This is a genomic window from Pectobacterium polonicum (assembly GCF_005497185.1).
GTDB lineage: Bacteria > Pseudomonadota > Gammaproteobacteria > Enterobacterales > Enterobacteriaceae > Pectobacterium > Pectobacterium polonicum.
Map to the genome: position 1 here is coordinate 98,382 of NZ_RJTN01000010.1, position 22,174 is coordinate 120,555.

Consider the following 22,174-nt stretch of genomic DNA (forward strand, 5'->3'; position numbering starts at 1 on the left):
AGAAGTTTACATAACCTCATTAAAAATACTGTTATTACATGGCCTTAATGTAGTTTTAGCAGGTGATTATGTCGTGGAGGGAGTGCGATGAAGGCCCTCTATCGAGCATTCTGTTCCTGTAATCATTGGCGCTATAAAGACGTTGATGAACAGACCGTTTTTTTTGAAACATTTCACAATGAGCATGCAGGCGATCGTTTACGGTCACTGCTTGCGAATACGTGGGGCGTACCTGAGTCCTCAGTCATTGTTTACAACGTGTTTCCTGAACAGGAACTGTCTCTTCTCTCATTAGATGATTCACTATCATCTGGTGACAAGATGCTGTTTGAGACTGGCTGGAATCGAGACGCCAAATGTCCCTGTTATTTGGATGATTGGCCGTTAATGCTGGTTTCTCCTCGGACACAGGAACGTCTTGTGAAAGCATTCATGAGTCTTGGCCTGCCTGGTTGTGGCGAAATGAAGGAGGCTGCGCATGGCTAACTCTCAGATGCAACATATTCCTTTTTCTTTGGAGGCCGAGCAGTCAGTTATCGGGGCATTAATGCTCGAGAACAATCGCTGGGATGATGTGGTTGAACGGATTGTTGCCGGCGATTTTTATAATCGGGCACATCAGCAGATATTTAAGGCTATGCAACGGTTAGTCGAGAGCGGCCAACCCATCGACCTTATAACGCTTTCTGAATCAATCGAAAAAGCCCCTAATAACCTGTTTGAGTCAATTGGGGGATTTGCCTACCTCGCAGAACTGGCCAAAAACACACCCAGCGCAGCAAATACGAATGCCTATGCTGAGATTGTCAGAGACCGGAGTCAGGCTCGTCAGTTGATCTCATTGGGTAAAAAAATCAGTGCTGACGCCATGTCTACGGCACAGGGACGAATAAAGATTTCTGATATTGCAGAGCAGGCTGAGCAAGCGCTTTTTGACATATCTGAGCAGCGGGAAGCCAAAAGTGAGACAACAGTCCAAGAGGGATTGACGCTGGTTGCAAATCGTTTAGAGCGTAACTTCTCCATACCTGATGGAATAACCGGAACGCCTACGGGATATAGCGAGTTAGACAAAGAAACGTGCGGTCTTCAGGACGCAGATCTGATTATTCTTGCCGCACGCCCTTCAATGGGGAAAACCTCGTTAGGGCTAAATTTCGCTGAAAATGCGATTGAACGTATATCCGATAAACCCATATTCATATTTAGCCTGGAGATGCCAACAGATCAGTTGCTTATGCGGATGGTTGCCTCTATCGCAGGTGTCAGTGTCCAGGCAATGCGTAGTGGTCAATTGAATGATGAGGAGTGGGGGAAAATATCCAATGCACTCGGTGTGATGAAAGACTGGGAAGATCGCTTGGTCATTGATGACAACAGTGATTTAACCCCATCTTTGTTACGTTCTCGTCTGCGCCGTTTTATTCGCAAGTATGGTAAACCCAGCTTGGTCATGGTTGATTACTTGCAGCTGATGAGTTCTCCTGGTTCTGAAAACCGTACTCAGGAAATATCGGTAATCTCTCGTTCTCTCAAGTTCATTGCCAAGTATTTTGATGTTCCTTTACTTGCGCTATCTCAGTTGAATCGTGCGTCACAAACCCGAGCTGATAAGCGACCGACCCTATCCGATCTTAGAGATGGTGGTTCTCTGGAGCAGGATGCGGACATGATTATGTTCATCCATCGTGAAGAGGTTTACGACTCGAATACCTCAGACAAAGGGTTGGCAGAAATCATTATTGGTAAACAACGTCAGGGACCCGTAGGCACGGTAAAACTTGCTTTTGATGCGCAATATACACGCTTCAGGGATTCGACATCTGGCCATAGGGATCAATACTAATGAATAAGAAAATAGCCTCGTTACAGCTTGGGAATGCGATGCTGCAAGGAAGTCGCGAGCCCGTAACGGCTCAGGTTTCTGTGTTGCCAGTTAATGAAATGCCAATGGTGTTGACGTTGGATCAGATGGCTCCTAATCCAGACAACCCACGTACTACCCGTAATCCCAAATATGACGAAATTAAAGAGTCTATTCGTCATAAAGGATTAGCCACTGTACCTATGGTCACGCGTGACCCTGACCTCCCAGATGTCTATATATTCAGTGATGGCGGTAATACCCGTCATAAAATTCTGAGTGAACTATGGGAAGAAACTCGGGAAGATCGCTTCTTTCGTCACACGGTTATTTTTAAACCTTGGCCCGGCCGCCTTAAGTGTGTCATTGGCCATCTGGTTGAGAATGAAGTGCGTGGTGAGCTGGCTTTTATCGAAAAGGCCTTTGGTATCCAGAAAGCTCGTGGCATTTATGAAGAACAACTGGGTAAACCTGTATCGCTGCGTGAGTTAGAGGAATTGTTAGCAGAAGAAGGATTACCAACAGACAAATCCAGTATTAGTCGCATGGAGAACACGATAACCTTCCTGTATCCCCACATGCCAAATTTACTTGAATCAGGGTTAGGAAGGCACCAAATAAAAAGCCTTTTATCACTTAGAAGTGTAGCGGAAACTGTTTGGTCTTCTTACGATTTTAGGGCGACACCGTTAATGTCTTTTGAGGATGTTTTTGGTGGATGCTGCAAAAAATTCGATTCTCCAGATGACTGGTCACTGGAAATATTCCGGGACGAGTTTATCGGCGCCCTGGTCAATGCTTTACCGCACCCGTCTCTTAACTACGACCGCTGGGTGATGGAATTAGATCCTAAAGTGCGTAATCAGCGCAAACTTTTCGGCGAGACTGACCCATTACCCGCGTTCGTCCACGAGCCTCCACCTGAAGCCGCAAATAAGGATAAAAACGATGACGATACGGGTCTAAAATCTACGCCTCCATCTTCCCAGCAGTCTGGAAATAATGACGACAGGCAACATTTTTCAGCACCGCCTTTAACATCTGTGCCTCCTTCGTTAAATAGCGCAATTGATGAACATCGTCAGCATACCGATGAACATGATGATGAAAACGCAGAGGACAGTGAATCTCTGGGCAATGACAATGCCTTCTCTCATGACAATCTTTCTGGGTACAACGTTTCATTAGCAAATAGCCAAAGTCAAAGCGCAGATAATCAGACAGCATTTTCTTTACCTTCTGGTGAGCATTCTACACAGCAGTTAGCCTCTTCTGCTTCTGTGCTTTCTTTTGCTAACGTGGGGCTGGAGCCTGTTTCTGATATCTGGCAGATCTCTGCGTTCCAGGATGACATCGAGCATCTGCAAGGTAGCGCCTACCGACTCGCATTTGAGCTGGCAGAAGTGATGGGGTATCCCGGTGAAATTCAAGAAGCAAAGGGGCCTCTTGATGCTGGCTATATCGCACCGATGACATCTAAGACTCCTTTTATTCTCTTTCTCAATGGGCTGGCCGGCGAACAAAGTGTTGAACCATTCAACATGTTCAGCTTCTGCCTGAATATTATCGGTTCTGCAAACAAAGGAGACTCTCCCGTTCTTGATGATGAATACACCGTAAAAATATTACGTCTGATTCGGGTATTGCGTCGTTTACGCGAACATCAGCGGCAGATCGCCACGGAACAAACAGAGCAGTAAAGGATGGGAAAATTGCGTTTACAAAGTGGCACCTATTATGAGGTGCTACTTAATGCACTATCCAGTGCGATAAAAGAAAAGGAACAACAGATACGGGATGCGTATACGGATGATGTCCAGGCATTGGATCGGTGCGGGGAAATACTCAGTCAGCATGGTGAATGTGATGCTTTCTTAAAAACAGCGAATGAATGTAAACCGCTAATTGATGACTTTCGGCGTATTCATTCGTATTTATCGGATAAGTATTTAGATAGTTCAAAAAAGAGATAAGTGACATTTTATAAATGGAGGGGTTTTATGAGTGAGAGTTCGTTACAAATAGCAAATGCATCCCAGTCAGCAAATAACCTTCTGACTCAATTAGTGATGGATTTAAAAAGTGGCCACATTCGTCGATGTGAGTCCCTTGGATTAAAACAAGAGGAGATGCAATTACTGCAAAGTTTGACTATTGATGACCTGCATTATATTTCCAATAGCTCTGTCTCTGTATTGCAATTCAACATTCATCACGAAAATTTTTACCGTCTGGTTCAGCATGCCCGCCGTGAGCAAATGCGTACGCAGCGCATTGATCGTGCGTTATCACTAGGTGGTTCTATTGAACTTATGCAACACATGTTTGGGCTATCCAGTCTGGAAGTCGCCAATCGACGACGCATTGCTGGCATTGACGTACGTCCTGGTCGAGGTGTTGTCTTGAGTGAAGAGGAAAGTGCCACACTTTGGCAGCGTTTGCAGTTGGCTACTGTAGAGAATATCGATAGCGGCGAGGGGCTGGATGTCATGATGTTAGCCGCAGAGCAGATGGATGTATCTTTGACTGCTGTTTGGCACGCCGTTCGGTCGTGGGGCCAAACGCATCGCATGAATGTGTCCGCTGAATCATCAAAAAAAACGATATCACGGTGAGGATAATAATGAGTTCTCGTTTATGCGAAATCATGCCGGGATTATATGCTCCGGCAACAGTGCCAAAATCACCTTATCAAAAAGCAAAGAGTCAAATTCAACGCTTTCGACAAGGTGAACGTAATTATACTCGCCTTGCGGAAAGGAATTCTAATTATCTAAAAATAGATATCGGTCCATTTTGGCGATTATTAAGTCGAAATCATGGTGATTCGTGGGAATTAATGAATCACGAACGTTATAACAAAGAAATACGAAAATAATATGAGGCGGTATATGACGATAGCGAAATAGTAAAAATGAGCCAATCAAAACATGACTAATCAGTGTGTTTATGCTGCATCTGTTTATTCGGATGCAGAAACAAGTGCATTGATGTTTTTTATCACGAGCCAACGGGCGGATAAGGAACAATCAGCGATAAGGATAATGTTATGAATCTGCCGGCAGACAGCCTGATAGCTTACACCGTTGAGAAGATGAACCTCCGGTTGGCTGAGCGAATACCCGGCGATGACGCAGGACAACTGCGTAGCGGGCTACTTTATATGGGGAATGTACATGATGCATACCCCAGACGTTTATTATTAGACACCCGACTATCTCCCCTGGATAAGATGGCCTGGATGATGATCCGCCTGTACGCCCAGCAAAATGAAGGGGCGATTTTCCCCACCTATGATGAATTACAGCTTCAGTTAGCTTCTCCCCATAAAGGCAAGGCTTCCCGGGAGACAATCAGCCGCGTGTTGTTGATGCTGAGGATCACTGGCTGGCTAAGTTTGTGCAAACGCGTTCGTGATGAAAAAGGCCGGGTCCGAGGGAATATTTATGCGCAGCATGATGAACCACTCTCATTCCGTGATGCAGAGATTTTCGATCCAGGTTGGCTGGATACGGTTGCTGAAGCATGTCAGAACAAGAACAAAACTATCAGTCAGACAGCATGGGAAGTATTGAACGAGCTCAAAAATGATACCACGATGCGGCATCGTCATAGCCGTATTGCGCTTATTGAGAGCCGTCTTGGTTCCGCACAAACACCGCAACAAATGGCGGTCAGACAGGCTGTTCGTCACCCTGGTTCGGAATCCGAACTAAGACAAAAATCACTGAGTTCGGACTCAAATTCACTGAGTTCGGTATCCGAACTCAGTCATCCTGAAGAGGATGAATCACCTAGTTCGGAATCCGAACTCAGTGGTATTTCAAGGGGTTGTCACTCAGTTCGGAATCCGAACCATTACGTACGTAGTAATACACAGTGTGTAAAAAGAAATACGTACGTACTGCCGAACGTGTTCGAACAATTGCTACCGATGGTCGACCGTAGCATGGTGACTGAACAACTTCAGGCACTGACCAGCGAGCAAGCTGAACAGGTGCTGCAATCGATAAACAGGGTGCTTTCTGACGGAGGACTTACTAACCCGATTGGCTGGCTACTGGCCGTATTGAAACGGGCCCGTGACGGGAAACTCTTTGCCCAAAAAGCGTCTAAACCGCCTGTACAGCCCCAAATGGTCATCCCTCCTGTGGTAGCTGATGTAGTGCCCAAGTCAGTTTCAGACAAAGCGTTCGTCCAGGATATGCTGGCCGAGATACGGAAAAAGTGTTCTCCAAGATAAACGGGGTGTCCAGATGGGACTTTTTAATAATTAGTGCCGTATTGGTTAAATATTGAACGCCGTTGCCCCGGGCAACGATGGTTAAAAAATAGACAAAACATAGTGGTGTTAGGCGATGTTATAGGGATGTGTAAATTTATATAATAGTGTTACCCGGGCGAGTTGGATTTTTGGTGGTTAGTGTGTGCTCCTCTCGTTCCGGCTCATTTATATTTACGTCTTCTCAAAACTGGTTTTGAATTGAGCTGATAACTTCTTTGCCCTGAATATTTCTACCCCAAATCAGAAATATTTCAGGTTAAAACAAGGAGTCAGCGATGTCAGATTCAGAGAACGGCGTGAATAAGGCACCTCATCAGGAGCCTGCTTTACCAGAGCCAACAACCTCATCTCCTACCATTCAGCCCTCCCGTGAACGAGAATCCCGTTCCGGTGCATTGAAATCATCCTTAACTCTCGATCTCCATACTCATTATGCTATCAGGTTATGGGACGGGCGCCGCAAAGAGCAAACGGCGACAGCTGATGTGAATTCACAACGGCCTCCTCGCCATATTTTTAGCATGCCGCAAGTGATATCACGGGCCGGTCAGGCATATCAGGCATCCGTTGCCGATAATCCTTATGCCGATGCACTGCTGGTTAGGTTGGAAGATGCTATTGAAATATCGACAGATAAAGTTCAGAAAGTGGTTCAAGAGATATCGGAGATCCTGAAGTCTATCCCTGTATCAATAAAGCTAACCGATGTTATGTCTGTTTCACCACTAAATATCGGGGTTTATAGCAGTTCTCCGCTTGGATATCGCTGCGTCTGGCTATTGGTCGGCTACGACCAATTAGCAATGAAGGTATTTCAGGCTTTCCACTATGGTCTTATTTCTCGTGCAACTCGCGATCAATACTTGGATAAGGGAGGGTATGCGATCAGACAGATATACAGCATCGTGCAGAATTACCGTGCTGTTGCTGTTACCCGCAATGATATTCTAGCCAGAACGCCAGCAGGCCTGAAAGCTATTGAGCTTTACGGCGAGCCTGATGCAGACATTATGTCTGGAAAAGTGCGTTCTTCTTTTTCTGCACGGCTTTCTCCAATCGGGGGGGCGTAATGCGTTTATTTTTATGCGAGAAACCTTCTCAGGCCAAAGACATAGCGAAAGTTATGGGAATAACCCAGCGTGGTAAAGGATTTCTTTTTGGTAAGGACATTACAATTACGTGGGCTATTGGTCACCTTCTGGAGCTGGCTAATCCTGAATCATATAGCGATGAATTTGCTCAATGGAGCCTTGATTCTCTGCCAATGATCCCTTCACAGTGGAAGCTTCTTGTAAAGAAAGATACGTCGGATCAATTCTCTGTCGTTAGTCGTTTGCTGAAGCAGGCTGATGACGTTGTTATTGCGTCAGATGCAGATCGGGAAGGTGAGGTTCTGGCCAGAGAGTTACTGGATTACTGCCATTTTACTGGAAATGTAAAACGCTTGTGGTTGAGTGCGCTCGACGACGCTAGTATCCGGAAGGGGTTAGACAATTTGTTGCCTGGGGAAAAAACGGTTCGCCTTTACTACGCAGGAATGGGACGTAGTAAAGCGGATTGGTTGATTGGCATGAATCTGACCCGCCTTTATACCTTAAAGGCTCGTGATAAAGGTTTTGGGCGACGTGATGTATTGTCAATCGGACGAGTGCAAACGCCAACGATGGCACTCGTGGTTCGCCGCGATCTTGAAATCGATAGTTTTGTGCCAAAGCCCTACTGGAAAGTTTGGGCTGAGTTAGAAAAAGATGGGATTCGGTTTAACGCAATCTGGATCCCAGCCGCTGGTTATTGTGATAGTGAGCATCGATGTATACAGCAGAACGCAGCATTGGCTGTAGAGCAATTGTGCCGAAATACTGAAACGGCCGTGGTACTTGATGTCACGATGAAGCGAGATAGGACCCCTGCACCTTTATGTTTTAGCTTAAGCGCTCTTCAGCAAGTTTGTTCTCGTAAATGGGGGATGGGGGCAAATCAGGTACTCGGTATCGCGCAAGCACTCTACGAAACACATAAAGCAACAACGTACCCTAGAACGGATTGTGGATATCTACCTGAGTCAATGAAAACAGAGATTGACGAAGTCCTTTCTGCGCTTGTGCAATCCGATCCTGTTATAGCCTCTGCTGTGCAAAGAGCTGACCGCTCGTTTATTTCCCGTGTCTGGAATGATAAAAAAATCACTGCGCACCATGCCATTATCCCTACCAGGCAATCCTTTGATATGGCGAAATTATCACAGGATGAATTGAAGGTTTATTCCCTCATTCGGCAACATTACTTGGCTCAATTCTTTCCGCTTCAGGAAGCTGATGTAACTGAAGCTACGTTTAATGTCGGTGGGCAACTATTTCGGACCCGAGGACGTATTAGTGTTGTTCTTGGCTGGAAGGCTCTCTTTGTCGACGAGAAAGAAGATCATGTAGTCACTAAGGAGCTGGATGATAACGGCGGTGGCGAGTTACCCAAATTAAGTCAAAACGATTTATGCCAGGTAAAAGGGGGGGAAGTTAAGTCTCTGCAAACGAAGCCACCATCTCATTTCACTGACGGAACGCTCATTGCAGCGATGGAAAATGCGGCAAGTTTTGTTACTGATCCTGAATTAAAAAAGGTACTTCGTGATAATGCAGGCCTAGGAACGGAGGCAACACGTGGCGGAATTATTGAAACATTGTTTAAACGGAATTATCTGGAGAGAAAAGGTGCCCATATTCACGCGACCTTAATCGCCAGAGAATTGGTGTCTGCCCTACCAGAGACGTTAACCAGTCCTGGTATGACGGCGTTGTGGGAACAGTCGTTGGAAGACATATATCAGGGAAAACTCTCTCTTGAAGTCTTTATGCAGCGTCAGACAGAATGGACGCGTATCTTGGTTGAAAAAGGTAAACAGCAGGCAATTTCACTAACGCCTCCCGTTACTCCGCCATGTCCAACATGCGGTGGTATTACTCAAAGAGTAAAAGGTACCAATGGAATATTTTGGGGATGTATAAAGTACCCCCTTTGTAAAGGCGTTGTAAGCGAAGGAACAAAGATGAAAAGTAAATCAGGTAAAAGGGCAGTAAAAATTAAGAATAAACCGGTTACCTGACAAGCGGTATTTTTGATATTGTAATTCCGCTTTGATGCAATTCGTACCTCGCAGGCTACGACGTAGTGTGATGTTCTTACGGGGAACTGAATACTACTAGCCCAGCAGATGACTACCGCACACTAGTCGATCTGTAAGACGCATGCCCTCCGTGAAAAGCGCGTCGGGAAACTTCCCCGGAGCCACATTGAATACCTCAGGGATATGGTACACCCCACCAGACGGTGTCGGATAAAACCGACACCGTTTTTATTTTTACAGGCACATAAACAATTTAGGTTTGACGATATTGCACTGTGATTTAAAAATGACCGTGCTTACTCGTCATCTTTGATGACCACCAATGATCCAGTGGCTCGTGAGGATCGCCTTCGGGTAGTCACAAAAGAACACTTCTGTAGCCTGTAAGGAAGAACACGCTCAGTTGCGTGTGGTAAATCTGCCAGCCTTTGGAAGCAGATATCACCAGGTAGTTTGAACGCCGTTGCGAGCGTGGTGATGAAGGTCCGATTTTACTAACCAGACAAGTCAGGATAACAGCTGATCCTGACCCTTGACGGGAAAAACAATTCCCTCAAGGGAAATGTTTTCTCCGTTACACCTTATTTAACACTCCTGGAGAACACTATGTCTGCAAATAACAATACTCAAGCTCAAAACCAAAACAATTCTCAAGCTGGCAAATCAGAATATTTTAATCTTCTGATTAATGGATTGGGATACGTCAGTAATATTCGTCACGTTACTGGCACGTCAGGACCATTCCTGAGTTGTGTCATTAATGCCTTAAGTGGTCCGGCAGATAAAGCGAACTATGTTCGTTTTGATGTCACTGTGGCCGGTAAGGAAGCAACTGACCTGATTGCACGCTGTCAAAAAGCGTCTGATGAGGATAAGAAAGTCCTTATTGGTTTCACACTGAGTAATCTCTCTGCTGAGATTTTTACATTAAAATCCGGTGAACATGCCGGTGAACAGCGTGTTAGCCAGAAAGCCCGATTGATTAAGGTTGACTGGATCAAAGTGGGCCAACAACAGGTCTATAAAGCTGAAAAACCTGACTCCGTGCCTCCTCAGAATAATGGTACCGCTGCGGCTAAATCCTATGCGAATAATTCATTCTGATATCAGGTACTCATTATAGACACCCCGTTCGCGGGGTGTTTTTCAATGTAAAAGGAGAAAGATTATGGCTTCACGTGGTGTTAACAAAGTTATTCTAGTTGGCCATCTTGGTCAGGATCCTGAAATTCGCTATATGCCGAATGGTGGTGCAGTTGCCAACATGACATTAGCGACTTCTGAAACCTGGCGGGATAAGCAAAGTGGTGAACAGAAAGAGAAGACCGAATGGCACCGTGTGGTGATTTTTGGGAAGCTCGCTGAAATCGCTGGCGAATATCTCCGCAAGGGATCTCAGGTTTACATTGAAGGTTCATTACAAACGCGTAAATGGGCCGATCAGGCCGGAGTAGAACGTTATACGACTGAAATTGTCGTTAATGTTGGCGGCACATTGCAGATGCTAGGTTCTCGTCCTAACGCTGGAAGCAACAACCAAAGTGCAGCCAGCACTTCATGGGGTAAACCTCAGCAACCAGCAGCACCTGCGCACAGTGGTACACCTCAGTCTCAACATCCAGCAGGCAATGAGCCGCCGATGGATTTTGACGACGACATACCGTTCCTGGGGTTTGGCTATGGCGTATGTCGTAAAGCGATTTATGCCATTTCTTAATCTCATGCGCCAGGGTTTTTCTGGCGCTTTTCTTATTTACCTTTCCTTGCGGGAGAATTTCCCCGCGGGAAAGTTCTCCTAATCAATCAGGAGAACCGAACTTATGATCAACAATATACCTTCTTTTTTTCATACACCGTATGAACCAGGTATTTCGCTACGCGAAGACATCTTCAACAGACAGTTCACAGCTGACGTTATGGGCAGTGTTGAGTACCTGGAAGATGATCGGAACTATGGTTCCTTTTACCGAATTGAATCACTTCAAATCTCTGGCGGTGCCACTATCGCAGAGATTATTGATCGATTAACTGTCATTTATCGCGATGATAGCTGGCCATTTCGTGATGAAGATGCTGATTACTATGATCCCGACCTTGGACATGATTCTGGGCCACAAAGTTTTTATCCTTCTCAGATCAGAATTCTAGACAGATTCGGAAAGCTGGTTCTCGGCGGTGTCTTTGCTGGGGATGGCATTCAGTGGACTAAGCCAGTTTCTAGTGATGTTGAGGCGAAACAGTTGTATTCCCAATGTGAAGAACTCCGCAAAGAAGCGGCGATTGAAGCATCATGGGATAATTATTCGACTGCCGAACGAATGAGGGAACAGGCAAACCGTTTATTACTTGCTGATGCGGATCGGCGTTGGCGACAGCATCCAGAAATTCTCGCTCTTGTTAGCTAAATTGACGGGTACTTTCTTACATGACAGACTTAGTAAAACACTTACTTTTTCTGTGATCCTTCGGGGGTAAAAATGACTACTCATACTCGATACGAGACTGATGTTGTCGCTTGGTCTAATGAGCAGGCGGAACTTTTACGCTCCGGTAAATTTTCAGAGATCGACGGCAAAAACATAGCCGAGGAGATTGCAGACGTGGGTAAGAGCGAACAACGGGAGCTGGCAAGCCGCATGGCTGTCTTGATTGCTCACTTACTGAAATGGAAATATCAACCGGAACGACGCGGTTCGAGCTGGGAAAAGACGATCAAAGCGCAGCGTAAAGATGTGGCATATGCGCTTAAAGAGTCTCCCAGTCTGAAAACCAAACTGAATGACCCTGATTGGTATGATGTGATCTGGTCTAAAGCAGTGGCTATTGCTGCATCGGAAACACAGCTTGAAAACTTACCAGATGAGCAAATCTGGACGGTAGAAGATGTGTTGTACTCCGAGTTTTGGCCAAATTAACCTTTCTCATGTAGCTATGGGACACTAACGCTGGCTTCGGTCAGCGTTTTTCTTTTCTGAGCACGTTTTTAGTTTAGCGTTGTTCAGTCCGGGCTTGTCGGCAGAATAACCACCTGATTTTGAGATTTCTCTTAAACACGGTGGAGACTGATGACAAGACCTATGCGGCACCCTCGAAATACGCCAGCTACGACGACGCTGGCATGCCTTTCTGCTGCAATGCTGGTAGTGGGGTGCGCACAACAAACAACCTCTTCAGTTTCCCGCCCGGCTGTGCAGCCAAGGACGAACGATATTTATCAAAATCGTTCACCTGAAGTCGTGCGTTATGACCGTTACACACTGGTCAGCACTCGCCCTGCAGATTCACAACGCGATCCACTCAACCAAATGATCGACATCACGATGCCGCCGCAACTGGTGCGTAGTGTCGGGGATGGATTTCGTTATTTGTTGTTAGAGTCTGGCTATTCGCTGTGCCCCTCAACGTCATCAACGTTTTCTGAGCTTCTTGGTCGACCTTTGCCAGGTGTCCAGCGCAATATCGGTCCGGTTCGTCTCAGTGAAGCGTTGCAGATAGTTGCGGGGCCCGCGTGGCGGCTACGCGTTGACGATGTGAATCGTGAAGTCTGCTTTGCTCTGCGTGATGAATATCGTTCGTTTGCACCGGCCGCTTCTGCATCATTGTCTACTTCCCCCGTTAAATCGGCCATTTCTGTCCCGCCTCGCACTTCCGGAAATCCTTTTACGAACCCAGGGGCGCAGACGAAGCCAGGCATGTTAAAACCGGACAGCCAACCCTTACCTGTACCAACCCTGACAACGCTTTCGCCGACAGCGACAGAGAGTAAACCTTCGGTATTGGCTACGGGGGTACCTGTTTCTGTGAACAAGCCGGTCGCTTCTGCCCCCATATCGAAACCTTCTGCTGCCGCCCAAACAGCCCCGTTGTCTGCGCTGCCATCACCTGTAAAATCCTCAGTCGCTCCAGCTCCAGCTGCAAAATCAATCCTAGCACCGACGACAGCATTGCCGCCGGCTCCTGTCGCGCAGCCGCCAAAAAAAGATGAAACGGCAAAGTTGCTTTCGATGTCGTCTAAGACGAGCCCGGCAGTAGCTGCACCTGTGGTCCCGACGCCAGTAGCGTCTCCAGCCCTAGCTTCTGACCCCAAGCCCGCACCAGTTATTACACCCGTCTGGAAAGCAGAGCCGGGCACCACCACATTACGTGAGTTTTTGACGCGGCAGGCCTCCACGGTGGATTGCCCGTATGGCGGTAAATGGGCCGTTGTTTGGCCGATCAATGTCGATTATCCCTTGCCGCCTCGTCTGGTTATCCATGGCAGTTTCGATGCATTCGTGAACCGCATTTTTTATTTATATGGACCAGAAAGGGTGGATGGGAAAGTGGATACCCCGCTCTATGGCCTCGCTAACCGCAGCCAGTGTGTTGTTGTGGTCTCTGATAAACCCCTAAGAACAGGGCTGAACTGATGCAAGGCATGTTGGTGTTAATGGCGTTGTTAGTCCTGGTTGGCGGATACCAGGGGGCACGCTCTACTGGTGATTTGTCGGTGGATACGGCCATAGAAACTTCTACGGCACGCCAAATGCTTCAGACAGCCAACACGCTAGGAAGGTTAAAAGCTCAGGGGGGAAATGTCCTGTCCTTATGTCCCGGGAACCGTCCTTCGAATCTGCTTTCAATCCCTGGTTTGGAAGATAACCCAGACATTTACTGCACCGAATATAACGGACGAGTTTTCGTGTGGGCAAAAGAAAAACCAGGTATGGCCAGGGTGTTACGTGAATTATCACGCGACTCACGGCTTCTGGCTCGTATCAACGAAGGGCGTGTGAATACTCTTGTTGACCCCGCTCCCTGGCCAGTTCCATTGCCTGCCGGCATCACGGAAGGCTCTTTGGTATACATCAACTAAGAGAAGACGATGTCACAATTTACCCCGCATTTTATATACCGGAACGTTGCGCTGGCATTGCTTGTTTCTACCGTCCTGAATGGTTGTGCTACCAACGGGTTTAGGGGGGCAGATGAGCAAGCGGAGCGGGATATCCGAACGGCTGAGCAGTTACATGGATTATCTCGCACACAGCCTTCCTCTCCTTCACTTGTCTGGGTTGACGAGCCCTGGGTCAATCCCCGTCCTATTCGTGTCAGTGCACGGGCGCAACAGGTCAAGTTACCTCCATGCAGCCTGACATTGATTATTGATGGCAGCTTGTCTCTGTATGAGGTTGGCCAGCGTATTACCCGCAGTTGCGGGTTCCCGGTTGTGATAACGCCTGATGCCATGAGTGCGCTATCCGGCTCAGCATCACAGGGGGGCGCTGGGGCGACTCGAGCTATCCAAGGGGCACTTCCTCGTCCGGATGAAGGTGGGCGTCCCGCACTGGCCAGTATTGGCGGCGTAACGTCTACCTCGTCATTTTCACCGAATATCGGTGCGGGACTGATTACTGATATCAGTTGGGAAGGTGAGCCTCTCGGTGGGGCTCTGGACCAAATCACATCGCGTACGGGGCTTAACTGGAAATTCGAAAACAATCAGGTGGTGCTGTATTACCTGGACACGCGAACTTACCGATTAAAGGTTCTCAACGCTGAAACATCCATGAATTCCAACTTGACCGGCACTAGTAGCTCGACGGCCGGAGGTGATAATAGCTCGGTAAGCGGTAGCCAGAATTCAGGACAGAGCACTAGCGTTAAGCTGGAAAGCAAAATTCATAATGACATCGGTCAATCCATTAAGTCGATGATCAGTCCATCGGGGAACTGGCACCTTTCTGGTTCAACGGGCGAACTTGTTGTAACAGATGTTCCCCAGGTACTGGACAGAGTTGAGGGATATATCGACAACCTGAATGTGCGTATGAATCGGATGGTCAAGCTTATGGTTAGCGTCTATTCGGTTCAGCGCAAAGGTTCAAGCCAGACGTCACTGGACTGGTCTGTTGTTGCTAATCGTCTCGATCGATTTGGCTTAACGTTGGCGGGTACGCCAACGGCCACTACTGCAATTTCATCCGCAGGTATCAATGTTATTGATGGAAAATTTGCAGGCACGACGGCGTTGTTCCGAGCGTTGGAGTCGCAAGGCAAGGTGTCTGTGGTGATGGCTCATGAGGCAACGACGACTAATTTGGTTCCTGCACCGTTTCAGATCGCGGGGCAAATGGTTTACCTGCGTAACCAGAAAACAACTGTGTCTGAAAATTATGCCACGACGGACATGGAACCCGGAAGCATCACTACGGGGACGCAGATGACGCTATTGCCTGATATCCGTGATGAGGGGGATATCCAACTGCAATTTAACTTCAGTCACTCCGATCCGGCTCAGTTGCGCAAAGAGTCATCTGAAGATGGCAGAACCAAAATGGAGATGCCGTATACCACCGTACGGAGCTTAAGTGAACGGGTTAATCTGAGGCCGGGTCAGACGTTGATCGTCAGTGGTTATAACTCGCGCAATCTGACTACATCTCGGGAAGGCGCATTTGATCCTGATGTCACTGTCGCCGGCGGTGGTAAATCAAGTGAAACGGATGATGTCACCCTGATCATCGCCGTTACGCCAGTTCTGATGTGAGGGCGGCGATGTGATTACTGTACCTCATGAGAATGGTGGGTTAGTCGCAGGATTGCGCTGGGAGCCGACAGCAGAGAAAAGTGTCCAGCGGTTTGGGCGCGATATGTTATCCCTGAAGCTCAACCCTGTTCGTCGACGCAATCCAGCTTCCGATATTCATTCTGGTGCGTCAGCGGTCACGGGCGCTTGCCCATGGAGGCCAGGTCGGTTGTGGTCACTTGCCGCACTGGCGACGAACTGGACGGGGGAAAACGGGTATGGCGTTGTCCAACTCGGTGACGATGAATATGTTTTTTTAGCGACTATTCACGGTGTTCCTGCGCTTAACGGCGACATTTGCGGTACGCGCGACGATATGTTCGCCATCACAAATGAATTTATTAACCTCACGCTTGCGCCGGAAGCGGGATGGCATGTGGCCTCTACGCCGGATGCGCCTGCGGTACCCGCTGATATCCTGCCGTTGCGTCGTCGCGACTGGCCAACACGTTATCGATTGACGTGTCCCGCCAGAATACAACGTACGTTATTGATTAGTGTGCCTGTGCTGTTTGCGGTCAGCATTGCAGGGATGTGGGGCGTGCAGTATTGGCAGAACTGGTCTGCTCGCCAGGCCCAAGCAGCAAAAGCAAAGCTGGCTGCTATGGCTGCAGGAGGCAGCGAGCTTTCTCAAAAAGAAAAACGTTTATTACCCCATCCATGGGTGATGCAACCATCGGCTCAGACTTTGCTAACGGTCTGCGAACGTAAGTTGGATGCGCTTCCTCTGGATCTGGGTTTTTGGCCATTGTCCTCTGCCGACTGCCGGGCTGATGGCGTTATGACCGCATGGGTGCGGGATAAGAACAATCGACTGGCGACGGTCAACCGCCTGATTCAGGCTGTGCAGTCTCTTCCAGGCTCACCGGTTGTCTTTATCGATGAGAGTGGGGATAACGCGCAGGTGGCGTTCTCCTATCCTGCGCTGCCCAGTGGCGGTGACGATCACGTGATTGACAGTGAAACTCACCGTCGACTTTTGCTGAGTTTCTTTCAGTCCCGGGGGATCCCTCCGTCACTCCAGAATGTTCCGCCAACATCAACTCCGGTGGATGAAACGGTCGAGTGGATTCAGGACTGGAGCGCATTTGCCTTTTCTCATACCTCTCGCTTAGCCCCTTCCTTTCAACTGGCAGGTTTGTCTGCGGTGGGACTCCGTCTGACGCGTGTTGGACTGAAGGTTGAGGGACGGTCATTGACCTGGTCATGGGATGGAACGGCGTACAGTCGTGCCCAGGACAGCGTTGCACCAGAAGGAAATACACCATGATGAAAGTTTTTTCCCTATTTCCGTTGCTGTTTACAGCATCGGTATTGGCTTCTGATATGACGGAAATTAGTCCTGTTCCCTCAGGGGACGTCCTGGTTTCTGATGAAGTGACAGTCAGGACGCTGAGAGCTGTCGAGCTGGAAATTGATTTGATAAAAACACAGCAGGCTCGTCAGGACGCGCAGAACGCACTGGCGGAAAGTCGGTTGAAGGGGCAAACGCTGAAGAACCGGCCCGATATGTTACTGCCTTCAGCTACACCAGGTGTTGGGCTTGGGACTGCGAGCAAAGGCGCCGGGATAAGCCTGGCTATTACGGCTGCGCGGTTGAAAGAGATATGGAGTGAAAACAGAACGCTGCGCGCGGCTGCCGAGTTTAACGGTCGGCGTATCGTACTTCAGCCAGGCGATGCCTGGCCAGGCAGTGAGCATCGCGTGAAAAGCATCACTTCACGCGGTGTCGAACTTAGCAACGGACAGATGATCCAGACAGGGGTAGCGCAGTAATGAAAACGGATAACCATCAATCAACTGATGCCGATTTGGCCTGCCGCGTTCCAGAGCCATACAGTGATGACATTGAGCTCATTCGTCTTGATAACGAGTCTGTGAGTGTGCGCATTAACCGGGAAATTAGTAAGGAGCCGGAATTCATCAGCTGGTTTGCAGGATTGCGCCGGGCCGGGCTGAAGCCATTGCCGCCTGAATTCGTGATGAAAAGTGAGCTTGGTCAGGTAGGGCTGGCCAATACGCATGATGTGGAGGCGGGGATCAGTGGTGCTCAGCGCGAGGTCCGTCGGATGTTCCGCGATGTCATCTCGATGAGCGCCTCTGATATTCACGTACATCTCGACCGTCGCCAGGGAAGCCGGATCCGTACCCGGATCAATGGGTTGTTGTACACAATTCGTGAACCGGATTTTGAAGAGGGAGGAACGCTGCTGTCGACTATGGTGGAAAGTATGTGTGACACCAAATCTCAGGGCTACAACCCGCGTGTTGCTCAGGATGGTCGTGTTAAACCTGAATTTCTGGCGGATATGAATTTGTATGCAGCCCGCTATAGCCATCGTCCGACTGACGATGGTGGTGTTTTTGCGGTGATGCGCCTGATTGAAGACGATCGTGGGCGTACCCGAACGCTGCAAAGCTTAGGCTATCAGCCGGAGCATGAAGCGGCGGTGGAAGAAATTGAGCTGACATCACAGGGACTTATCGGTCTGTGTGGGACGACCGGATCGGGTAAATCCACGACGCAAAGGGTACTTGCAAGTCGATGGCTGGCCAGAAACAACGGACAGGTCAGTCTACAAACCCAGGAAGCGCCGATTGAAGGGCTGATTTTGGGCGCAGTGCAGTGTGCCGTTAATACCGACAATCTCAGTCTGCATCAGGCGGGAGAAGCCTGGGCGGGCAGTGTGGTGATGTCCATGCGTCTTGACCCGGATGGTATCTATACCGGAGAAGCCCGCGACTACGCATCAGCATACGCTGCATTGGAAACGTCCGTCAGTGGCCACCCTGGCTGGTTTGGGCTCCACTGTACCTATCCGCTGGATGCACTGACCCGCATGCGTAACTGGGGAATTGACGCGCGTGAGCTGGCGAACCCGACGTATTTTCGGGGACTGATTGCACAGTCGTTGGTGAATACGCTCTGCCCGTCCTGCTCATTGCCGTGGTCTGAAGCCCTTAAACGTCAGTTGATCCCGGCTTCGCATCAGACGCTGGCAAAGCGCATGTTTAATGCGGATGAGCTTGAGCAGTTACGTTTTCGAAACCCTGATGGTTGCGGTAAGTGCACGAAGCAATTGCTGGGAACCGAGATTAATCAGGGGATTAGCGGACGAACCATCGTGGCTGAAATCGTGCGCCCCGACCGTCATATCATGAAAAGCTGGCTGGAAGAGGGGAGTTTTGTGGCGCGCCGGCTCTGGCTTCAGGCGGGCGGGTTTAGTCGTGGGCAGCATTTGCGGCGTCTGCTGCTGGCTGGTCAGACAGACCTGGTGATGGCCACAGAGCACATGGATCCCGATGAAGACCGCGATTTTAGGGAGTGTGCCTAGCCATGGTGACATTACTGATAGTCATCTTCTGTGTGCTGCTGGTCTTAGGGGTTTTTTTGATCCTCTCTGTAACCTGGCCGCCGATGATGCGCCGGACGTTTTGGCTGACGGAACGAATTAAGTTTTGGCAGATGGTGCGTACGTTCTGGCGAATGGAGATGCTGCCGGCAGAAATTTTCGACATTATGCGGGATATCTACAGCGATAACGGAAAACGGCGTAATCGCGGTAGCCTGCTGTGCCAGCAATTGAGCGATGCGGTTAGCAAACGCACATTCGGGGAGATGAATCTGCCCGGCCCCTGCGATCAGATAGCGACACCGGAAGATGTTCTGGCAGCCTGGTGCTCGCCACTAGAAGCTGTGCTTTTTCGGGTGGGTAATGTCTCGGGCAATATGTCTGAGGCATTAGCCCAATCTATCAGCCTGCTTAAATATATTCAGCAAATACGCAGTGCGATGGTCCCTGCATTGGGCCAGATGGGCCTGGTTCTGTGCTCTGTACCCGGGATACTCTACGGCGTATCACAACATCTGTTGCCGGCAATGTCCAAGCTGATCCCAGAGGAGCGCTGGACGTTGCATATCATCATATTGAACAGTGTCAGCCACGGGATACAAGAGCACGGAGCCGTTCTGTGTTTTGTCATCGGTATGATCACTTTCCGCATTATCCGCACTATTCCGAAGCGTGGGGGCGTTATCCGTCGCCGCTTTCTTGAGTTTATTCCTCCCTGGTCGATCTACTCCACCTTGCAAGGGGCGCTATTTATGCTCAGTGCCGGTTCGTTGCTGAAGGCGGGCATGTTGCCGCTGGACGTCCTGAATACGCTCAGTAAGCACGCCTCACCATGGCTTGTCGCGCGCCTTGATGCTGCGGCTTTCCGTGTGCGCAGTGGCCGAAACCTGGGGTTGGCGCTCTATGAAAGTGGCTACAACTTCCCTTCCAGGGAAAGTGCCATCTTTCTTAGTCGTGCCGGTGCCAGCCGGGATATTGCTGATGTGCTCAATGACTGGGGGCAGGAGCAAATGCCTGTCGCACTGGAGCGTATTCGGTCACTGAGTAACTGGCTGACCTTTGGTCTGGGGGGCGTGATCGGCGCTTTTCTGATTTACGTCATGTTCGCTGTGGTCGGGCTGACGATGACCTTGAGTTCTCAAGGGTTCTGACCCGTATCACTACATTATATTTTTTTAACGCTAGTTATTTATCAAGAGGTTATTGAATGGAAACGTCTCTGACTACATCCCGCCGCAAGGCTGGTATTGCGAAGTGGCTTATCACCCCTGCTCGGGGAGGCAATTTGAAAGATGCGATTATCGCGGTTGTGGTCGCTGCAGCGGTCGTTATTCTTGTCTTTCAACTGGGGGCTTATCTGTGGGGGTTGTATCAGAACAGTGCTACGCAAACTGAAGTAACGACCATGTTAGAACAGTCGCGTAAATTAAAGAGTCGGGCCGGGTATACCGGTGCCTCGATGGCAACCCTGCGTGCGGTCAATGGTATTCCCGCGTCTGTCGATCGCACTGGTGATGTCTATTACAACCGCTACGGCGGAACGTATGCCCTGGCTCCCGCCAGGACAAATGGATCGGCATTTAATAACTCGGTTGCGATGACGTTGACGGGAGTATCTGAGGGAGGCTGTGGTGATCTGGCTCAAATGTTCCTGAATGCTGGAGAATCTATTTATTCCGTCACCATTGGCAGTACCGCGATGCTGACGGCCAACGTGACCACTGGGACATCAACTGCCGCGACGTTGATTGGTACGCAATGTGATGGTGGTGACAAAACGTTGATTATTACTACTTCGCGTTGATGATCATGGCCAATGCATTGCTGCTGATCACCGTTATCTTTCTTGCTTATTCCCCAGGCAACAGTGTTGCCCTGGGTAAACCCCCTGTGAAATATACGGTGCAGCCCTGGTTGGCCTGTATTCACACCGCGAGTGTGAAGTACGTCATCGATTCACTGCTGATTGAGGCGGTGATGGAGCAGGAAAGCAGCTTTAATCCGCAAGCAGTCAACCGCAGCAACTCGGATGGTAGTGCGGATTACGGTCTGATGATGGTTAACTCGGGGAATGTACCAAAACTGATCCGGGAGGGCATTATCGCGACAGTGCAGGATTTGCTGGATAAGCCGTGCCTGAATATTCAGATTGGTACCCGATTGTTGGCATCCCATTTCCAGGTGTGTGGTGTGAGCTGGAACTGCCTGGGCAGTTACAACGCGGGGTTCGGCGATAAGCGCCACCGGCTGCGTGAGAAATACGCCAACCTCATCTGGGAACGCTATAAACGGTTGTTACGCGAACGACGGGGTGTCGTACTGAAATGAGTCTATTCATTTTAGCCCCGTTACTTTTCGTTGTATTGACGATGGTCGCCTGGCTGGCTTGCCAGCACGTTCGCTGGATAGAGCGTTTTTTGGCGCTGCAACCTGCACGAGTGCTGAACGGAATGACCTTGTTGTTGCTCGTTATTCCGTTCTGGCTTGCTAGTCTGGTATCACTTTATGTTCATGAGTCCGGCTCTCTGTTGCTACTGGTGATGCAGGCGGGTCTGCTTGCCTGTGCTGTGGCTGATGTGGAAAGGGAATGGCTACCTGAGAGTTATACCGTCCCGCTGTTTTTTCTTGCGCTGAATTACTCACCGTTGCCAACCTACATCATTCAGCCGGTGATGGTGATGTCTGCCGTGGTCGTGGTGGCTGCGCTTATTGCCGTTATTGTCCGACCGTCGCTGTCCGCTCTTCTACCCGGGCGGGGAGACATCATGCTGTGGCTGGTATTGAGCGCCTGGGGCGGAGTTGCAGGCAGCGTTATTCTGTTTGTGTCTCTGGTTACTGGTGCGCTGACGATGCAATTGACCAGACGCGATCATACGCCGATTGGCCCCTGGATGGCAGGATTTGGGGGGCTGCTTATTCCTTTTACGACGGACATCCAACGGTTAACGGACCGTTGGATGTTTACGCTCTGGCACTGATAGAG

The 22,174-nt window shown here is 49.1% G+C and carries 23 protein-coding genes; all 23 read left to right on the forward strand.

Annotation, left to right across the window (positions count from 1 at the left end; all coding sequences use genetic code 11):
- Positions 1-87 precede the first annotated feature (87 nt).
- The gene (locus tag EDI29_RS12180) at positions 88-486 is read left to right on the forward strand and encodes a hypothetical protein (RefSeq protein ID WP_039507409.1); all 399 of its coding nucleotides are present in this window, start codon (positions 88-90) and stop codon (positions 484-486) included.
- Positions 479-1,846 carry an SPI-7-type island replicative DNA helicase gene (gene dnaB-PI, locus EDI29_RS12185; protein WP_103199329.1) on the forward strand — a complete coding sequence of 456 codons (1,368 nt, stop codon included), beginning with the start codon at positions 479-481 and terminating at the stop codon, positions 1,844-1,846. The genes EDI29_RS12180 and dnaB-PI overlap by 8 nt, the downstream gene beginning before the upstream one ends.
- Positions 1,846-3,564: a ParB family protein gene (locus EDI29_RS12190; RefSeq protein WP_103199328.1), complete on the forward strand. Its 1,719-nt coding sequence runs from the start codon at positions 1,846-1,848 to the stop codon at positions 3,562-3,564. The genes dnaB-PI and EDI29_RS12190 overlap by 1 nt, the downstream gene beginning before the upstream one ends.
- A 3-nt stretch (positions 3,565-3,567) precedes the next feature.
- Positions 3,568-3,837: a hypothetical protein gene (locus EDI29_RS12195; RefSeq protein WP_103199327.1), complete on the forward strand. Its 270-nt coding sequence runs from the start codon at positions 3,568-3,570 to the stop codon at positions 3,835-3,837.
- A 27-nt stretch (positions 3,838-3,864) separates the two neighbouring features.
- Complete coding sequence (locus tag EDI29_RS12200; protein WP_103199326.1) at positions 3,865-4,479, forward strand: DUF2857 domain-containing protein; 615 nt, start codon at positions 3,865-3,867, stop codon at positions 4,477-4,479.
- Between the two features lie 8 nt (positions 4,480-4,487).
- On the forward strand, positions 4,488-4,742 hold the full coding sequence (locus tag EDI29_RS12205; protein WP_103199325.1) for a ParE family toxin-like protein: 255 nt from the start codon (positions 4,488-4,490) through the stop codon (positions 4,740-4,742).
- A gap of 171 nt (positions 4,743-4,913) precedes the next feature.
- Positions 4,914-6,107, forward strand: a complete 1,194-nt coding sequence (locus EDI29_RS12210; RefSeq protein WP_103199324.1) for an STY4528 family pathogenicity island replication protein — start codon at positions 4,914-4,916, stop codon at positions 6,105-6,107.
- A 317-nt stretch (positions 6,108-6,424) separates the two neighbouring features.
- Complete coding sequence (locus EDI29_RS12215) at positions 6,425-7,219, forward strand: PFL_4669 family integrating conjugative element protein (RefSeq protein ID WP_103199323.1); 795 nt, start codon at positions 6,425-6,427, stop codon at positions 7,217-7,219.
- Positions 7,219-9,249, forward strand: a complete 2,031-nt coding sequence (locus EDI29_RS12220) for a DNA topoisomerase III (RefSeq protein ID WP_103199322.1) — start codon at positions 7,219-7,221, stop codon at positions 9,247-9,249. Before EDI29_RS12215 ends, EDI29_RS12220 begins: the two co-directional genes overlap by 1 nt.
- 627 nt (positions 9,250-9,876) lie before the next feature.
- Positions 9,877-10,374 (forward strand): STY4534 family ICE replication protein, encoded by a 498-nt coding sequence (locus EDI29_RS12225; RefSeq protein WP_103199321.1) that lies wholly within the window; start codon positions 9,877-9,879, stop codon positions 10,372-10,374.
- Between the two features lie 64 nt (positions 10,375-10,438).
- Complete coding sequence (locus tag EDI29_RS12230) at positions 10,439-10,987, forward strand: single-stranded DNA-binding protein (protein ID WP_103199320.1); 549 nt, start codon at positions 10,439-10,441, stop codon at positions 10,985-10,987.
- Between the two features lie 103 nt (positions 10,988-11,090).
- Complete coding sequence (locus tag EDI29_RS12235; RefSeq protein ID WP_103199319.1) at positions 11,091-11,675, forward strand: hypothetical protein; 585 nt, start codon at positions 11,091-11,093, stop codon at positions 11,673-11,675.
- A gap of 72 nt (positions 11,676-11,747) precedes the next feature.
- Positions 11,748-12,185, forward strand: coding sequence for a DUF29 domain-containing protein (locus EDI29_RS12240; protein ID WP_039512823.1), 438 nt, complete (start codon positions 11,748-11,750; stop codon positions 12,183-12,185).
- 150 nt (positions 12,186-12,335) lie between these two features.
- Positions 12,336-13,679 carry a PFGI-1 class ICE element type IV pilus protein PilL2 gene (pilL2, locus tag EDI29_RS12245; RefSeq protein ID WP_103199318.1) on the forward strand — a complete coding sequence of 448 codons (1,344 nt, stop codon included), beginning with the start codon at positions 12,336-12,338 and terminating at the stop codon, positions 13,677-13,679.
- Entirely contained in the window at positions 13,679-14,125 is a 447-nt protein-coding gene (locus EDI29_RS12250) for a type IV pilus biogenesis protein PilM (RefSeq protein WP_103199317.1), read from the forward strand. The genes pilL2 and EDI29_RS12250 overlap by 1 nt, the downstream gene beginning before the upstream one ends.
- A gap of 9 nt (positions 14,126-14,134) precedes the next feature.
- Entirely contained in the window at positions 14,135-15,799 is a 1,665-nt protein-coding gene (gene pilN / locus EDI29_RS12255) for a PilN family type IVB pilus formation outer membrane protein (RefSeq protein ID WP_103199316.1), read from the forward strand.
- Between the two features lie 10 nt (positions 15,800-15,809).
- Positions 15,810-17,108, forward strand: a complete 1,299-nt coding sequence (pilO2, locus tag EDI29_RS12260; RefSeq protein WP_103199315.1) for a type 4b pilus protein PilO2 — start codon at positions 15,810-15,812, stop codon at positions 17,106-17,108.
- Positions 17,105-17,614, forward strand: a complete 510-nt coding sequence (gene pilP / locus EDI29_RS12265; protein WP_103199314.1) for a type IV pilus biogenesis protein PilP — start codon at positions 17,105-17,107, stop codon at positions 17,612-17,614. The genes pilO2 and pilP overlap by 4 nt, the downstream gene beginning before the upstream one ends.
- Entirely contained in the window at positions 17,614-19,173 is a 1,560-nt protein-coding gene (locus EDI29_RS12270) for an ATPase, T2SS/T4P/T4SS family (protein ID WP_103199313.1), read from the forward strand. Before pilP ends, EDI29_RS12270 begins: the two co-directional genes overlap by 1 nt.
- 2 nt (positions 19,174-19,175) lie before the next feature.
- Complete coding sequence (locus EDI29_RS12275) at positions 19,176-20,342, forward strand: type II secretion system F family protein (RefSeq protein ID WP_103199312.1); 1,167 nt, start codon at positions 19,176-19,178, stop codon at positions 20,340-20,342.
- A 56-nt stretch (positions 20,343-20,398) separates the two neighbouring features.
- Positions 20,399-20,995, forward strand: coding sequence for a type 4 pilus major pilin (locus tag EDI29_RS12280; protein ID WP_103157523.1), 597 nt, complete (start codon positions 20,399-20,401; stop codon positions 20,993-20,995).
- 5 nt (positions 20,996-21,000) lie between these two features.
- Complete coding sequence (locus EDI29_RS12285; RefSeq protein ID WP_103157570.1) at positions 21,001-21,519, forward strand: lytic transglycosylase domain-containing protein; 519 nt, start codon at positions 21,001-21,003, stop codon at positions 21,517-21,519.
- Positions 21,516-22,169 (forward strand): prepilin peptidase, encoded by a 654-nt coding sequence (locus EDI29_RS12290; RefSeq protein WP_103157522.1) that lies wholly within the window; start codon positions 21,516-21,518, stop codon positions 22,167-22,169. The genes EDI29_RS12285 and EDI29_RS12290 overlap by 4 nt, the downstream gene beginning before the upstream one ends.
- The last annotated feature ends 5 nt before the right edge of the window (positions 22,170-22,174 follow it).

Coding starts and splice junctions, on each gene's coding strand:
- EDI29_RS12240 (WP_039512823.1), top strand. CDS start 11,748: ATGACTACTCATACTCGATACGAGACTGATGTTGTCGCTTGGTCTAAT.
- EDI29_RS12270 (WP_103199313.1), top strand. CDS start 17,614: ATGAAAACGGATAACCATCAATCAACTGATGCCGATTTGGCCTGCCGC.
- EDI29_RS12220 (WP_103199322.1), top strand. CDS start 7,219: ATGCGTTTATTTTTATGCGAGAAACCTTCTCAGGCCAAAGACATAGCG.
- pilL2 (WP_103199318.1), top strand. CDS start 12,336: ATGACAAGACCTATGCGGCACCCTCGAAATACGCCAGCTACGACGACG.
- EDI29_RS12230 (WP_103199320.1), top strand. CDS start 10,439: ATGGCTTCACGTGGTGTTAACAAAGTTATTCTAGTTGGCCATCTTGGT.
- EDI29_RS12285 (WP_103157570.1), top strand. CDS start 21,001: ATGGCCAATGCATTGCTGCTGATCACCGTTATCTTTCTTGCTTATTCC.
- EDI29_RS12190 (WP_103199328.1), top strand. CDS start 1,846: ATGAATAAGAAAATAGCCTCGTTACAGCTTGGGAATGCGATGCTGCAA.
- EDI29_RS12280 (WP_103157523.1), top strand. CDS start 20,399: ATGGAAACGTCTCTGACTACATCCCGCCGCAAGGCTGGTATTGCGAAG.
- pilN (WP_103199316.1), top strand. CDS start 14,135: ATGTCACAATTTACCCCGCATTTTATATACCGGAACGTTGCGCTGGCA.
- EDI29_RS12275 (WP_103199312.1), top strand. CDS start 19,176: ATGGTGACATTACTGATAGTCATCTTCTGTGTGCTGCTGGTCTTAGGG.
- pilP (WP_103199314.1), top strand. CDS start 17,105: ATGATGAAAGTTTTTTCCCTATTTCCGTTGCTGTTTACAGCATCGGTA.
- dnaB-PI (WP_103199329.1), top strand. CDS start 479: ATGGCTAACTCTCAGATGCAACATATTCCTTTTTCTTTGGAGGCCGAG.
- EDI29_RS12195 (WP_103199327.1), top strand. CDS start 3,568: ATGGGAAAATTGCGTTTACAAAGTGGCACCTATTATGAGGTGCTACTT.
- EDI29_RS12235 (WP_103199319.1), top strand. CDS start 11,091: ATGATCAACAATATACCTTCTTTTTTTCATACACCGTATGAACCAGGT.
- EDI29_RS12200 (WP_103199326.1), top strand. CDS start 3,865: ATGAGTGAGAGTTCGTTACAAATAGCAAATGCATCCCAGTCAGCAAAT.
- EDI29_RS12205 (WP_103199325.1), top strand. CDS start 4,488: ATGAGTTCTCGTTTATGCGAAATCATGCCGGGATTATATGCTCCGGCA.
- EDI29_RS12210 (WP_103199324.1), top strand. CDS start 4,914: ATGAATCTGCCGGCAGACAGCCTGATAGCTTACACCGTTGAGAAGATG.
- EDI29_RS12225 (WP_103199321.1), top strand. CDS start 9,877: ATGTCTGCAAATAACAATACTCAAGCTCAAAACCAAAACAATTCTCAA.
- EDI29_RS12250 (WP_103199317.1), top strand. CDS start 13,679: ATGCAAGGCATGTTGGTGTTAATGGCGTTGTTAGTCCTGGTTGGCGGA.
- EDI29_RS12180 (WP_039507409.1), top strand. CDS start 88: ATGAAGGCCCTCTATCGAGCATTCTGTTCCTGTAATCATTGGCGCTAT.
- EDI29_RS12215 (WP_103199323.1), top strand. CDS start 6,425: ATGTCAGATTCAGAGAACGGCGTGAATAAGGCACCTCATCAGGAGCCT.
- EDI29_RS12290 (WP_103157522.1), top strand. CDS start 21,516: ATGAGTCTATTCATTTTAGCCCCGTTACTTTTCGTTGTATTGACGATG.